11 protein-coding genes are annotated in these 14,248 nt (G+C 51.8%); 6 read left to right on the forward strand and 5 right to left on the reverse strand.

Features of this window, described 5'->3' with window-relative positions:
* Window positions 1-65 precede the first annotated feature (65 nt).
* Complete coding sequence (locus tag MW898_RS06475) at window positions 66-1,148, forward strand: LLM class flavin-dependent oxidoreductase (RefSeq protein ID WP_248905584.1); 1,083 nt, start codon at window positions 66-68, stop codon at window positions 1,146-1,148.
* 112 nt (window positions 1,149-1,260) lie between these two features.
* Window positions 1,261-2,718 (forward strand): family 4 glycosyl hydrolase, encoded by a 1,458-nt coding sequence (locus MW898_RS06480; protein WP_248905585.1) that lies wholly within the window; start codon window positions 1,261-1,263, stop codon window positions 2,716-2,718.
* 176 nt (window positions 2,719-2,894) lie between these two features.
* Here the strand turns inward: MW898_RS06480 and gfo6 are convergent, their stop codons facing one another.
* On the reverse strand, window positions 2,895-3,974 hold the full coding sequence (gfo6, locus tag MW898_RS06485; RefSeq protein WP_248905586.1) for a D-xylose 1-dehydrogenase Gfo6: 1,080 nt from the start codon (window positions 3,972-3,974) through the stop codon (window positions 2,895-2,897).
* Between the two features lie 312 nt (window positions 3,975-4,286).
* On the opposite strand from gfo6, the gene MW898_RS06490 reads away from it, so the two are divergent.
* Both MW898_RS06490 and MW898_RS26180 read left to right on the forward strand, forming a co-directional pair.
* Complete coding sequence (locus MW898_RS06490; protein ID WP_248905587.1) at window positions 4,287-5,054, forward strand: IclR family transcriptional regulator; 768 nt, start codon at window positions 4,287-4,289, stop codon at window positions 5,052-5,054.
* 171 nt (window positions 5,055-5,225) lie between these two features.
* Window positions 5,226-5,489 carry an IclR family transcriptional regulator domain-containing protein gene (locus tag MW898_RS26180; RefSeq protein WP_368409143.1) on the forward strand — a complete coding sequence of 88 codons (264 nt, stop codon included), beginning with the start codon at window positions 5,226-5,228 and terminating at the stop codon, window positions 5,487-5,489.
* Between the two features lie 1,088 nt (window positions 5,490-6,577).
* Here MW898_RS26180 and MW898_RS06495 read toward each other — a convergent pair.
* Window positions 6,578-7,321, reverse strand: a complete 744-nt coding sequence (locus MW898_RS06495; RefSeq protein WP_248905588.1) for an SDR family oxidoreductase — start codon at window positions 7,319-7,321, stop codon at window positions 6,578-6,580.
* Window positions 7,322-7,518: 197 nt separating this feature from the next.
* Between MW898_RS06495 and MW898_RS06500 the strand changes: the two genes are divergently transcribed.
* Window positions 7,519-7,794: an ArsR family transcriptional regulator gene (locus MW898_RS06500; RefSeq protein WP_248905589.1), complete on the forward strand. Its 276-nt coding sequence runs from the start codon at window positions 7,519-7,521 to the stop codon at window positions 7,792-7,794.
* Between the two features lie 596 nt (window positions 7,795-8,390).
* Here MW898_RS06500 and MW898_RS06505 read toward each other — a convergent pair.
* Window positions 8,391-8,750: a PadR family transcriptional regulator gene (locus tag MW898_RS06505; RefSeq protein WP_248905532.1), complete on the reverse strand. Its 360-nt coding sequence runs from the start codon at window positions 8,748-8,750 to the stop codon at window positions 8,391-8,393.
* Window positions 8,751-9,284: 534 nt separating this feature from the next.
* Window positions 9,285-11,294: a putative glycosyltransferase family protein gene (locus MW898_RS06510; protein ID WP_248905590.1), complete on the reverse strand. Its 2,010-nt coding sequence runs from the start codon at window positions 11,292-11,294 to the stop codon at window positions 9,285-9,287.
* A 547-nt stretch (window positions 11,295-11,841) separates the two neighbouring features.
* Here MW898_RS06510 and MW898_RS06515 point away from each other — a divergent pair.
* Window positions 11,842-13,275 carry an FAD-binding oxidoreductase gene (locus tag MW898_RS06515; RefSeq protein ID WP_368409171.1) on the forward strand — a complete coding sequence of 478 codons (1,434 nt, stop codon included), beginning with the start codon at window positions 11,842-11,844 and terminating at the stop codon, window positions 13,273-13,275.
* Window positions 13,276-13,494: 219 nt separating this feature from the next.
* On the opposite strand, the gene MW898_RS06520 is transcribed toward MW898_RS06515, so the two are convergent.
* Complete coding sequence (locus MW898_RS06520) at window positions 13,495-14,076, reverse strand: hypothetical protein (protein ID WP_248905594.1); 582 nt, start codon at window positions 14,074-14,076, stop codon at window positions 13,495-13,497.
* Window positions 14,077-14,248 lie beyond the last annotated feature (172 nt).

Consider the following 14,248-nt stretch of genomic DNA (forward strand, 5'->3'; position numbering starts at 1 on the left):
ACGTGTTAGAATATGTCGAATTTGGACAATCAATTATTTACTCCATGCAATCAATATCGGACTCAATGACACGGTTTGATGCCAACAACATACGACTCGGTTGCCAAATAGCTAGCTACGGAAACGTCTCAGAGACCGTCCAACGAGCGGTGCGCGCCGAGACGGCTGGTTTCGACATCATTTCCGTACCAGATCATCTGTTTCATCCGACAGGCTCGGAAGAGTTTCTCGTGGATCCACCGTGGGAAGCATTCACCATATTAGGTGCAATCGCCCAGCAGACCGACGAAGTGACGCTGTTGCCGGGAGTTACAGACTCTGTCCGGCGGCATCCAACGGAGCTTGCCCACGCTATTGCGACCCTCGATCGCATGACCGATGGGCGTGCAGGGCTCGGTATCGGTGCCGGCGAGGCGTTCAACTTCGCTTCGATCGAGGATATTGACTGGGATGAGCCATTCACGCGGTTCAAAGAGACGGTGTCGGTGATCGATGGGCTGTGGAATTCCACGCCCGAAGAGCTGTTCACGTTCGAGGGCGAGTATTTCGAGATCAAACGATCACACATGGGACTGAAACCGGCACAGGACCCCCGTCCTCCGCTCTGGGTCGGTGGATACGGCCCGAGCATGCGCGGTTTTACCGGAGCGGTTGCTGACGGCTGGTTCCCGTGGATCTACTCTCCAGAGCAGTACGAAGCAGATCTTCAACGCGTGCTGGACGTCGCAGAAGACCGGAATCGATCTGTCGAATCGATCGACAGCGCACTCATGATTCCAACAACCGTTACAGACAATAGTGAGACAGCCCGACGGGCAGCAATTGAACGCAATCGAACGAGCTTGGCGCTCAGACCTCCGCTACTGGCCGACATGGGGTATGAGGATATCGCTGAGGAGACGCCGATCATGTGGGAGATGGCCTTCGATGAGCAACAGGAAGCACAACTGCTGGAAGCGACAGAACGGATTCCCGACGACGCAGTCGATCAGATTTGTGTCGCCGGTGATCCCGAGAGGGCGATTGAGCGTATCGAGGCGTTTTCTACCGCGGGTGTCGACAACCTCGTACTCATTCCAGTCGGTGATTTCGAAGAAACGATGACCCACTATCGAGAAGAGATCATACCATACTTCGAGGAGAGCTGAATACTGGAAGGTTCCTTTCGTATTGCTCGTCTCGAAACACACAGCGGTCGGGGTCAGACGTCCCGTATCACTCTGCCGGTACATTTATCAGAATATGCTCGCTGCATCAGATATGGGCACATCAGCTCAACAGAGACAGTCAGATACCGGAATCGACGCCGACGAGATGGTTATCACATACATTGGTGGTGGTAGTCGTCAGTGGGCACCGAAGTTCGTACAGGATATGGCGCTTTCTAACCTCGATGGTGAAGCCCGTCTCTACGACGTCAACTACGAGAGTGCGCAGTTGAACAGTCGCTTTGGGAACTGGGTTCAAGACGAAAACGAGACGACTGGCACGTGGACCTACAGGGCGGTTAAGGACCTCGATGAGGCTTTGGCGGGCGCAGATGCTGTTATCACATCGACGCAGTTTGATCCCACCGAAACGTTCGTCCACGATCTCGATATTCCAAAACGATACGGCATCCACGGTGCCGTCGCAGCGACCATCGGCCCTGGTGGAATCATGCGAGCAATGCGAACGATCCCGCTCTATCGCGCGATTGCGGCCGGTGTTCGTGAGCAGTGCCCAGACGCGTGGGTGTTTAACTTCACGAACCCGGTTCACTTCGTAACCCGCGCGCTCTACGATGAGTATCCCGACATCAACGCAGTCGGTCTCTGCCACGAGGTGATGGGAACTCGATTCCACCTCGCACGCATCGCAGAAGAGCACCTTGGAATGAATGCGACCCACGAGGACATCACACTCAACGTCAAGGGAATCAACCACTTCACGTGGGTCGATGAAGCCTACTGCAAGGGAGTCGATCTCTGGCCGGTTCTGGAAGAACTCGCTGATAGCGAACAGGCGAACCAACTGTTCACAGCGGCGGATTTAGAGGGCGAAAGTGTGTTCGTCGACAATCAGCAAATCACGTGGGAGCTGTTCCGCCGATTCGATATGTTCCCCGCTGCGGGCGACCGACACTTGGTCGAGTACGCGAACTGGTTCCTTCATGGCGGTGAGGAGTCACTCAACCGGTGGGGGATCAAACGCACCGGAAGCGATTATCGCGCCAAGCACTGGACTCCTGCTGAGTCGAAACAGACGACCGATGTTACGGCGTGGCTCGATGGCGAGAAGGAGTTCGAACTCGAACCGACTCGTGAAGTGTTCGCAGACATGCTCGAAGCACTTGCGGGCGGTGACAGCTTCGCAACGAACGTCAACATGGTTAACACCGGACAGGTCTCGGATATCGAGGAGGGCGCTGTCGTCGAAACGAACGCGCTGGTGCGTGCCAATGAGATCCGACCGCTTTCGACCGGTGGCTTTCCGCGGCAGGTCCGGTCGATGATCAATACTCACGTCGATACCATCGAAACGATTATCGAAGCATCGCGGACTGGCGACATCGATGAGGCGTTCAAGGGCTTCCTCATCGATCCACAGATCCGCACTCTTTCGCCCGAAGATTCTCGTAACATGTTCGCCGAACTGATCTCGGCTGAAAAATCGTATCTCGATGACTGGAAGCTAGACGAGTCCACGGTGCTCTCGGAATCGGCGACGTACGAGTAGACGCCTGACCATTTCAGTAAGCGTGGCGATCCTCGTTCGGAGGACCAAACAAGCGCTTTCTTCGTTTTTATTCGGCCGGTCGAATGGATTCAAGAGTGTGCCGATGCTCACAACAGTACCATCGGAGCGTTGTCCCGGCCCGAGCGACGATGCTCAGCTGAACAGCGAATGTGAACTCAGATGTCGACTGTTTCGCCAGTTTCTGCGGCTTCGTAGACAGCCGCAAGTGCGCGCATATCGACGAAGCCGTGCTCAGGGTTGGCGTACGGTTCACGGTCCGTAAGGAGACAGTCAGCGAAGTAATCGAACTCCTCTTCCATCTGATCGACCTGCTCGGTGTCGATGTCCATCGTCGCATTTCCAACTGTTACACAAAGGCTACTCGACATGTGAAAGGCCGGCTCAAGCAGGAGCGATCCTTCAGTACCAACAATACGTAGTTGGCTGTTCAATGTCGCGTTCTGACTCGCCGTACAGGTGGCATACACTCCACCCTCGAAGGCCACGCTGAAGGCAGCAACCTCATCGGGAACATCTGTGAAATACTCGTGATCTGAGCGCATCATCGACTGAACCGCGATTGGATCGGCAGTGAGAATGAACCGAGTTGTGTTGACCGAGTAGATTCCGAGATCCATCACGCTTGCCCCATATCCGACGAGATCACTGTCTAGACGCCACTGTTCTCGACCCCAGCCGAGTATTGACTGGGACATGTCGCCGTGAACGTGGACCGGATCACCAATAGCGCCAGCGTCGATGAGATTGCGTGCGCGTCTAACCGCGGGTTCAGTGTGCATCCGGTAGGCGATCATCGCCGTTGCGTCCGCTGCGTTACAGGTGTCGACAATGTGTTCGGCACGCTCGACGGTCGCCTCCATGGGTTTCTCACAGAGAATCGCTTTCCCATTTTTGGCTGCGCTTTCTACGAATTCGAGATGCCGGGCGTTGGGAGTGCAAATATAGACAGCGTCGTAAGCATCAGCCGCGCTGTCCTCGTGAAATTCTTCGTAAGTGATCCCGATTTCGACCGATTCGTGTTCGGCCGCAACCGTGTTGGCTTTCTCGGCCGAACTGCTGACGACGACTGTCGTCTCGCAGAACGTCGAGTTCTCGATGGCGGGCATCGCTTTGTCGCGGGTCCACCAGCCCAGTCCGACCAACGCAAATCGGATCGGACCGTCGCTCTCATTCGATTCTTGCCAGTCGCGGTGCGTGAACGACGAAATGTACGCTTCGATGTCTCGAACGCTCATGGGCCGTCGTTCACGACGGAAACTAATAAATCGCCACGCTCGTCGTTCAGTCCATTATTTGATCAGATGATGTGTGGAAATGTGAAGTGTCATTCTAAGCGTGTCGCATATCGCACGCCGAACTTCAGGCACTCTGAATGAGGGTGATTCGGAACACGAACGTCCAGTTCGTAATAGAACAGGGCATGGCACGTATCGAGATTCTCGATATCGATTCAACTGAGCAAACTGTTAGAATCATCGACAGCTTGAGAGTTCAAGTCCACTAATAGTGGAAAGGATTTTATTGGTGGGGATCAAGAAACATTTTGGATGAACGAAACGACTGAATCGGGAAAGACGATTGGTGCAGTCGAGCGCGCGTTTTCGATAATTGAGACGCTCCGAGAGTCGGGAACGATGACCGTCTCAGAGGTTGCCATCGCTCGTGACATACCAACCAGCACTGCACATGTTCACCTGAAGACGCTGCACTCGCTCGGCTACGTCGTCAAAGTGGATGGAGCATATAGATTGGGTCTCCGCTTTCTCCGTGATGGGGGCGCCATCCGCCAACGTCAGCACATTTACCAGATAGCGAAGAACGAAATAGATGGTCTCGCTGCCGAAACAGGCGAAGTGGCGAATCTTGGTGTCGAAGAGAACGGACAACGTGTTCTGCTCTACCAGTCGGAGGGGAGCAAGGCGGTGTACGACAATGCGCCGATCGGTGAGTATACTAACATGCACTGGACTGCGCTCGGGAAATCGTTGCTCGCGCATCTCTCTCACAAGAAGGTTGACGAGGTCGTCGATACGTATGGACTTCCTTCCAAGACTGAGCGAACAATAAGTACTCGTGAAGAGCTCGTTGCAGAGCTAGAAGGTGTCCGTGACCGTGGATACGCACTCGAAGACGAAGAACGCCGCGAAGGAATACGATCAGTGGCTGTTCCACTCAGAGTGGATTCATCTGTTGTCGGTGCTATCTCTGTCTCCGGTACAAAAAACCGTCTCAACGACGACCGAATCGACAACAAGCTTCTTGAACTGTTGTACAACGCCGCAAACATCATCACAGTTCGCTACGCGTACGAGTAATGTTGGCTGGTGCGTTTACAACTGTACTTCTGTAACTCTACCGTCTCTGTACAGTCATTACGAACGATTTATCGTTCCATCATCAGTAGACGCTGTCCGATTGTGTTTGCTGTCTCATACACCGTTGTGATGGGGAATATCTTATTCCAACACGATCGATGGCGCGTTGATATGGAGGTCTGTACTCAAACAAACTGGGGAATTACCTCGTCTGTGAATAGTCTCGTCATACCAAAATTCATATATAATAGAGAACGTGTTAAAAGCGTGCGATGTATCGCAGCCCCGATCATTGATAGCAGTGACAACGTAATAGCCACAGTCGGTGTTTCTGGGCCGACGAATCGGATGCACAGCAAACGATTTGAGAATGAGATCCCTCAGCAAGTGCTGAGTACTGCAAACATCATCGAGGTTACTATGACCTATTCCTAGTATCCAGTATTGTCGGACGATTTTTCGTCATCATTGTCTGGGTGCTGACCACCGATTTCCCATTGATTCAGGTTCAATTCTCTATCCTCTGCTACAATCGTTCAGGACACAACCTCGACGTCGTCCGGCAGTATCGAAGAAGATCTTGACTGCCAATTACAGATATACTGTTGTAATGGCTTGATTTTTTCTGCCTATCTCGATCGGGTTTTTCTCCAGTGATTGGAAAAGCTGTGGATAGGACAGTCGAACGGTTTCACGCTGTACGGAGATACCGTATTGAGTGATTATGCAGACACCCACTTCGTTCTACTCAATTAGATTAACTCATCTATATTTAGATATTTTGCAGACGGCAGACAACTACCTCAAATATAAGTAAATGCATATCTTACTATGAGTAATAGCTGTAAAATCCAGCGTAGAAGTAATATATGATAATATTCTTTGACTACTGTGTGATAACTGCCATCAACTGATGTCGAGATATGAGAAAGGGAGAACTATACGAATTCGTCTATTGATCGGCTATTAAAGTTAAAGAATGAGTTCTGCACGCTAATAGAGTTCAATCGTATGCTTTTCACTTCATATACATCATGTTAGAATAGGGGCATACGTGAGGGCTATTTTGTATGCGAAGACACGATATCGATGTCCTCACATAGATTGATTCACATTCATTGATACAGAAATCCAATAAGATATGATTACCACGGTGTGAACACAGCCTATCTAATATCTGTTGTTTGTATTTGTTTCGTGCTTCTATACAGAAGGATACGGTCGTTGAAATAGTATAGCAGGAAAGTCGATCACTTCATCCATGAATCAGTTGTTGTCACTTACTACTGTTCATCTGTACCGACGTCACACAGTAATCGATCATGCGTTGGATGTAGTTCACTGTAAGTAATCGAACAAAAGTTCAATCGAAGTGTCATACCATCCCAGACAAACGCAAGCAAGTTCATGTGGGCGATTGTCCATGCCCACGTGGATTCACAAAAGGTCGTCAAATTGTAGACAGCGGTGTGAAAACTTCGATATTTCGTATTGTGAGTCGTCTCGAGGAGCAGAATGTAGACTCAAAATTCGGTGAACTTGTCCCGGCGGAAGAGATCAAGTTCGGTTACGGAAGAGTGCTCCTGAGTCAGCGCAAACACAATTGCGCTGGCAATTTCCTCGGGTTCGGTTACGTCACCGCGTTCGAACCGTTCTTCGAACGATTCACCATCGTTGCCACCAAACTCTGAGCGAACTTCCGACGGATTGATCACAGTGACACCGATTCCGTCGTCGCCGACTTGCGCCGCAACGCTGTGAGCGAACCCCCGCACCCACCACTTTGTCGCAGCATAAACCGGATTCGCCGGACGTGGATACTGTCCAGCAAAGCTTCCGACAAACAGTATGTGGCCACCGGTTTCACGAACGTAGGGAATCGCCGCCCGTGTCGCATAGAAAACCCCGTCGACGTTGACCGCTTGCATCGTCTCGAAGTCATCCGTCGACATCGACTCAACTTCGCCTCCTCGTGCGAGTCCAGCATTGTTCACAGTTGCGTACAGCTCACCGAACGTCTCGATCGTCTCGGATACCAGGGTTTTGACTGCCTCCTCGTCAGCCACATCCGTCGAGACGACGAGGGACTCCGTCCCGTACTCAGACTCGATATCCGCTGCAATCTCCTCGAGTCGCTCTTTCCGGCGGGCTGCGAGCACAAGGCTCGCCCCCTCCGATGCGAGGGCGTGGGCAGTCGCTTCGCCGATTCCTGAACTCGCACCAGTGATGATTATTGGCCTTCCGTCTAGCCTATCGGTTGCTGCCATACCTGATCAATGACGCCAATTCTTTTCTCTGTTTCCCGACTCTCGATATTCGCCGACTGAGCTGTGTGTATCATGGTTCTCCGTTCGAATCGCTGCGTGCAACGTTACGGTTGGTGTATACGGCTCCACGAGAGAACGGAAGGCACCGATCAACTCAAGGAAGTCGACACCATATAGATATATGGATGTGGTATGTAATGGCATCACAATGGGATGACGTAAGTTTCGTAATCGCTTCCACGTATCGCTCAGCTGTTCTCGAACGACTAGTCCGCGGCCCAGCAACCCCGTCGATGATTGGATCAGAAACAGAGATTGAGATCGCTCACATCTCGCGGGCGCTACAAGAACTACGCGAGCATTCACTCGTCGAGTTACTTGTCTCAGACGACCGGCGGAAAGGCCGCGTCTATGGAATTACTGAGTACGGGGAGGACACGTGGACGACCATTGAGGCACAACACCTCGCCTGAACTGCTCTCACCGACTGTTGCGGCCACCGCGTGCGTACTGCTAGTAGCACGTACATGTCGCGCTGTCGCGGGGGCCAGTAGTGGTGCGTGTAGTTTGATCTCTCCACTACACACTCATGCATCGACCAGTTACGACGCTGGATATTGTCGTCGCATCGCTTCGGAGTAGGTGATGCTAAGTGTGCTAACCTTTGTTCGCACTTTTCCGTCATCGTCAATCGCTGATTATTGGATGTTGTTCGCAACAGACACGTCCGTCATTCGAGACGGTACTATTGTTACTCAAATTTTTGCCGGGAAGATCGAACCAAACGACTGATTGTAGTACGCTCTTCCTCGCATTTTCCAATGACACACTATGATACTCCTCAGTTAGAGAGATACACATCTGAAGATAGACGTCAGGTGATACATTACTGTTCAAGGTTCATAATGAGCTCAGTTGATTGATGCCTACTCTATTCGTTTATAAACATGTAACCACAGCCGGAGCTGCAGTTCAGTAAGGTGGCAAGACCAGCCGTTTGGCCGTACTATCTCGCACTGCAATGAATAACTCCAATAGACTCACACGCCCCTGAGTGGTCGGAGTTCGCTTACTGCTGGGCGGTGACGAGGTCTTTGATTTCTTCGGCGCGGCTGTCGTCGGTGATGAAGCGCGAGAAGACCCACGAGAGCTGGGTGATGATGGCGTCGTGGCCGTCCTCGGTGAGCGCGTACTCGTTGGTTCGCTTATCGAGTTCACTTTTCTCGACGAGTCCCATCTCGACGAGATCGTCGAGGTTGGGGTAGAGTCGACCGTGGTTGACCTCCGAGCCGTAGTACTGCTCGAGTTCGCGTTTGATGGCGAGGCCGTAGCGCGCCTCTTCGGCGAGGATGGCGAGGATGCGCTGTTGGAAGGCGGTGAGTTCTGGTGCGATACTTGATTTGCTGTCGCCTGACACTGTCGTCGACATACACTACGTTGATGATAGTATCGCACTTAATACTCGTCAACCTTCATACGAGTGTTTGTCCCATCGCGGTACTAAACAACTTACAGACATGCAGCACTCTTTGACGACCAGTCCGAAAGAATATCTGTACCATGGATAATACTGCGAGAGAACGACGCTATTCAGAATGCCAGTGATAGACTCACATAGTACTACCACTTTATTTATCATTCATTCCCAACTGTCAGAGATTAGTTTATTTGGTATCAAATGTCATCGTTTGCTCTACGCAGATGGGTCTCATCTGTGAGTGTTTGAAACCTATCCCATCTGGCTGGCATTCAGCCGATCATTTGCTCAAATCCGGTATCACTGAATCGCAGATCGTGCTTTGATAGACTTCATGTAGTTGAGGATACCCCACTCAGCGTATAGTCAGTGCATTGTCGATTGCTGTAGATTGTTCTAGAACCGGTAATAGTCACTCTCTACCAAGATAGCCACAAACACTCACAATTCGCTTAGCGAAACCGCACAGACACCGTGACCGTCTCCTTACGCTCCGCCCGTATCGCAGATCACGACATCATCATTCATGTAGAGGATGTCTTTTCCACTGCAGACCTGCTGAAGCTTAACCTTGGGTGTGTAGGAAACACTCGCATTATTGTAGAAGAGGTCGTAGTACGCAGCACCACTTCCCTGATAGTCCCGATAGATGAAGGTATCAGCGTCTCTGAGCACTGTAGTAGTTGTTCCATTTTGGAGTTCTAGGTTCCTTTCGTACCCAGCAACTTTACCGTCTTGTATTGCACCGGATTCCATATTGTGTGATTCGGTGCGTTCGATCGCTGTCGCATACGGGTGATCGGTGACCCAGTTCGTACTCTTATTCTCTGCGTAGGTATCGATAGCCTGCATGGCGGCCAGTTCGGATTCCGTGTAGCTGTAGCGCGTCTGAGTATTGGTGAATGCCGGCTGATCCTGTGTGCTTTCGCTTGCGAGGATCGAGGCTGCCGGGAAGACGACGACGAAGAGCAATAGGACGACCACCATGACTGACGGTTGGGTATTCTTGACGAGATAGGGCAGTCCGATTGCAGCAATAACAGCCATCGGAGCTGCAACGAACGGATACCACCGACCAGGAACAAACGTCGTGATTCCGAACATGGGGAATCCGAACACGAACATGAGCATAATAACGGTCGCGATGACACACGTGAACGTCGCGTGTGAGATGTTTTCCTGTCGAATGATGTACAGACAGCCCACGATCGTCAACAACAGCAACAACAGAAATCCAAGTACGTCGAGATACTCCACGATGCTCTGCATAAGCGTCTGCTGGGGCATCACATTGGGAGGAATATTCTGTGCGTTGGTACTCTGAAGTTGACCAACTCCGGATTTCTCTACCGTGCTGACAAAGTAGTCGAGGATAATCATCAGAAATGAATTCCCGTGATGTGGCGTCAGCGACCACATAAACGTGATCAGTCCGAGATCAAACACCAATAGCCCGGTGAGATTCACCGATTCGCGCGTCGACGAGCGCTCCCAGCTGGGCCGACCAATATCGAAGATGCCGAGGCCCAATCCGAAGTAGGCGAGGAGGCCAGAGCCGGTGAACACCAGCATGATGAACGCAGAGATCTGGTGTGTGAGGATAACCGCAACGCTGAAGAACACGACCAGCCCGAAATCACGCGGCTTGTAGTCGATTCGTAACATCCGATCCAGACTGTAGAAGATCGCGAGAAAGAAGATTAACCCTAGACTCGTCGGAATGAGGTGGATCCCCCACTCGATAACGGACGCACTAGTCGCGTACACAGCCGTGGCAAACACTGCCCAGCGTGGCTCGACGAAAAACGTCGCCGTTGCATAGATCAGCAGAACCGAAATGGGCATTGCTACGCCGACCACGATGAACAGCGCTGTTCTGATCGGCACGTCTAGCAGCAAACTCGACCCGACGACCAGCAGATGATACAACGGTGAGGCGTAGTATTTCACGTCGCTGATCGGCTGCAACGACTGCGCTTCAAGGACATCCGCAGTCCAGTGTCCCATGTGGGTCCAGACATCGATGCCGATGAAGCCAGTCGTTGTATACAGCGCGGCGAATCGGACAACGAGCCCGAAGACAATGATTAAAAAGAGCGACAGTCCGGGTGAGAAGTAGTCGTTATCGACGAAGAGAATCTGCGCGAATAAGGCAGTGCCAACAGCTGCAGCGATATCGTAGAACAGGAGCGTTCGGCCTTCGAAGAAGCCTGCTATCACGACAAGGGCAGCCGAACCGAGAATGATGAGCGGTGGCAGAATCCGTGCCATGGTAAATGAGAGCGTTGCAATTTCGCCGTGGCGCTCATCGCGGGCCGCAAGCAGATAGAGCGTTGATGCACAGCCCAACACGATCGGAAGCGTGCGAATGTACACTTGATCAAGCAGAAACTGCAGCGGCATCAGCGCTATCGCTGCTATGAGACCAAGCAAGCCCGCAATAATATCGAGACGACCCTGACGGGCCATCCCAAGAAGACTGGTGTTGTTGACCATTAGTACCTATCTACGAGAAAAAATCCTGCGCCGAGTATTAATTTTCTGATTTCCTCACAAACACATGATGATATTTTCGTAACACCCAAGTTCTCCCTTTTATACATTTGTTAATGACGTAAATGGAGTTTTGGATTCTATAAAACAACATATGTGTATCTGCTTTGGAGTTTGGCGACGGTGTTTGTCGTTATTCTATCGGAACTGTTTTGATACCAAGATGCATCGAACGTGGGTTTCCAGACACCAAGTGGTAATTGGGCGACGGGATAGCAGCGAATCTCGAACCGAAGGTGACAAACGTCCACTGCTGTACGAAATGTTCGAACTGGTGCGTAGGAGCGTGTTGCGATCATTCTAGTGAAAGATACTCACTAATCCGACAGAACGCTAAGAGGCCATTCATTTCAACGTAATCACTTTAGCTGTGTATCGACAGCGGATGGTTTCACGAAACGAACCGTGTCTCAGTATGTGAGACGCATTCGGAATCTCGTACGACATCTCGATGAGTGAGGCCAACAGCCACGCAGCCGTTGCATGCTATATGGAGACATATGCCATGGATAGCGAGCAGATCGGACAGTTCGAAACAAACATTCACGGCTCCGTAATTCGGCCAGAGGATGTCAAGTACGACGAGGCCCGCACAGTGTGGAATGGGATGATCGATCGACATCCTGCGCTGATCGTCCAGTGTAGCGGAAGTGCAGACGTAATCACCACAGTGAACTTCGCCCGCGCGAACGGTATTCCTATCGCGGTTCGCGGTGGTGGTCACAATGTTGCAGGGAGTGCTGTCCGTGACGACGGACTAGTAATCGACCTCTCGGAGATGACTGGCGTGCGAGTTGACCCTAATGAGCGGACTGCATGGGTACAGGCTGGTGCAACGTGGGCGGACCTCGATCACGAAACCCAAGCATTTGGGCTAGCGACACCCGGTGGTGTCGTCTCAGAGACCGGTATTGCAGGTTTGACTCTCGGAGGAGGCCTCGGCCACCTTCGCTGTAAGTATGGACTGAGCTGTGACAGCCTTCGCTCTGTTGAAGTCGTTACAGCTGACGGCGAGTTCCTGACGGCCAGTTCAGTGGAGCATTCAGAGCTATTCTGGGGACTCCGTGGTGGTGGTGGGAATTTTGGTGTCGTTACCGCGTTCGAATACGGACTCTACCCTGTTGGACCTGAGGTAGCGACCTGTCTGGTGTTCTATCCAGGCGATCAGCTGTCTGAGTGTTTGCGGGTGTTTCGTGAGTTCGTTGCCTCTGCGCCGGAAGAGATCAGCATACTCGCGTTTTCGGGCGTAATGCCTGATGAGGAGCTCTTTCCGGCAGACGCGGTGGATGACCTCAAAGTCGGGTTCCTGGCTTGCTATTCTGGCCCGGCCGAAGCGGGTGAGCGGGCACTTTTGCCCTTACGAGAGATCACCGAGCCAATAGCGGACTTCAGCGGGACGATGCCCTATATCGACTTCCAACAGATCCTCGACGAGGATTATCCGGACGGGATGCGCTATTACTGGAAGTCGATCTACCTCGATGGACTCTCAGACACCACCATCGATCGCATCGAGTACTGGACCGACGCGGCCCCATCGCCGCTCTCGACTATCGACGTGTGGCAACTCGGTGGTGCGATCACGGACACAGACATCGAGGAAAGTGCCTTTGCGGGCCGACACGCACCCTTTCTGCTAGGCGTTGAAGCGAACTGGGAGGAACCAGGACACGATGACGCCAACGTCAGGTGGGTGCGCGACTGCCTCGACGATATGCGCCAGTTCTCTGATGGCTCGGTCTATCTGAACTTCCCGGGCTTTATGGAAGAAGGTGATGCCATGATGCGGACAACGTTCGGACCGACCTACGAACGTCTGGTTGAGCTGAAAGACGAGTACGATCCAACGAATCTGTTCGACCTCAACCAAAATATCGCACCGTCCGGAACCGCACGGACGAATGGAGGATCATCCCACGAGTGAATTCGATCTCGAATTACTGTTATTTCTTGTCGTCGACAGCTCGCTTTCTCACGAGCATCCACTCTAATCCAATTCGCAGCAGATTTCACATACATTTTTGTCCGCTCTCGCCGCGTTGCGGAATCGGGCGGCCCAGTTCTACCACGATTGGTACAGTTATGGCCGATGAAGCGAATACTCTCGTTCGAGCTAATCGGATTCGGATCTATCGAGATCTACCTAGGGCGGATTGGATATGAGATTTCGTGCGACACTTGAGTCGTTCTGTATCTTGCACAGCGCCTTGTCTGTCGAGTTGAGTGCGAGCGTATACAGCTGCTTACCCCGGAGTTCTGTCCACGTCGTTTCGAGTCTCTGTCGTTCTGTTTCTGTAGCAGGAATCAAAGCACACTCACCGATGAGCTGTTCACTCCCCGTCGGAGCAAATGCGATGGCTGTTGTGTTTCGTGGAATCTCGGCTAACGCATCAGCAACCGTACGAAGATATGGTTCTCTCAAGACAACGAACAACAAATCATAATCCTGAGAAAGCGTCTGACTGAGTTTCTGTGGGATGTTCATTTCACGACCCACGACCTGAATTACTTCTTCGCTCGTCATATCCTCGACATCGAATCCTGCCTGTTTAGCACGGAAACGAACAGATTCGGTATCGCTGAGCCCACACTCGTACGATGGTATTTTATCCTCTTCGTGGAGCAGTCCAAATCCAGCGGAAACGATATGCCACTCGACAGTTGTATTCTCGCGCAGCATCGCGACCGCCTCCCGAACGTATTGGTGCTCTCGACCGACGTACATCTCTGCAGCTGTTGCGGTGCTGTCTTGATGTTTTCGTACTAATTCACTCCGCGAATGTACATCGATAGATTCACTGGTGACGACAGGATCGAACCGTTTACTCTGAGAACACGGTGAAAGCACCAAGATGTTCATGATTTAAACTATTCTCATGTGGTATGTCGAGTAATGA

The sequence above is a fragment of the Halocatena marina genome (assembly GCF_023276375.1).
Taxonomy (GTDB): Archaea; Halobacteriota; Halobacteria; order Halobacteriales; family Haloarculaceae; genus Halocatena; species Halocatena marina.

Coding starts and splice junctions, on each gene's coding strand:
- MW898_RS06475 (WP_248905584.1), top strand. CDS start 66: ATGACACGGTTTGATGCCAACAACATACGACTCGGTTGCCAAATAGCT.
- MW898_RS06480 (WP_248905585.1), top strand. CDS start 1,261: ATGGGCACATCAGCTCAACAGAGACAGTCAGATACCGGAATCGACGCC.
- gfo6 (WP_248905586.1), bottom strand. CDS start 3,974: ATGAGCGTTCGAGACATCGAAGCGTACATTTCGTCGTTCACGCACCGC.
- MW898_RS06490 (WP_248905587.1), top strand. CDS start 4,287: ATGAACGAAACGACTGAATCGGGAAAGACGATTGGTGCAGTCGAGCGC.
- MW898_RS26180 (WP_368409143.1), top strand. CDS start 5,226: ATGGAGGTCTGTACTCAAACAAACTGGGGAATTACCTCGTCTGTGAAT.
- MW898_RS06495 (WP_248905588.1), bottom strand. CDS start 7,321: ATGGCAGCAACCGATAGGCTAGACGGAAGGCCAATAATCATCACTGGT.
- MW898_RS06500 (WP_248905589.1), top strand. CDS start 7,519: ATGGCATCACAATGGGATGACGTAAGTTTCGTAATCGCTTCCACGTAT.
- MW898_RS06505 (WP_248905532.1), bottom strand. CDS start 8,750: ATGTCGACGACAGTGTCAGGCGACAGCAAATCAAGTATCGCACCAGAA.
- MW898_RS06510 (WP_248905590.1), bottom strand. CDS start 11,294: ATGGTCAACAACACCAGTCTTCTTGGGATGGCCCGTCAGGGTCGTCTC.
- MW898_RS06515 (WP_368409171.1), top strand. CDS start 11,842: ATGGAGACATATGCCATGGATAGCGAGCAGATCGGACAGTTCGAAACA.
- MW898_RS06520 (WP_248905594.1), bottom strand. CDS start 14,076: ATGTACGTCGGTCGAGAGCACCAATACGTTCGGGAGGCGGTCGCGATG.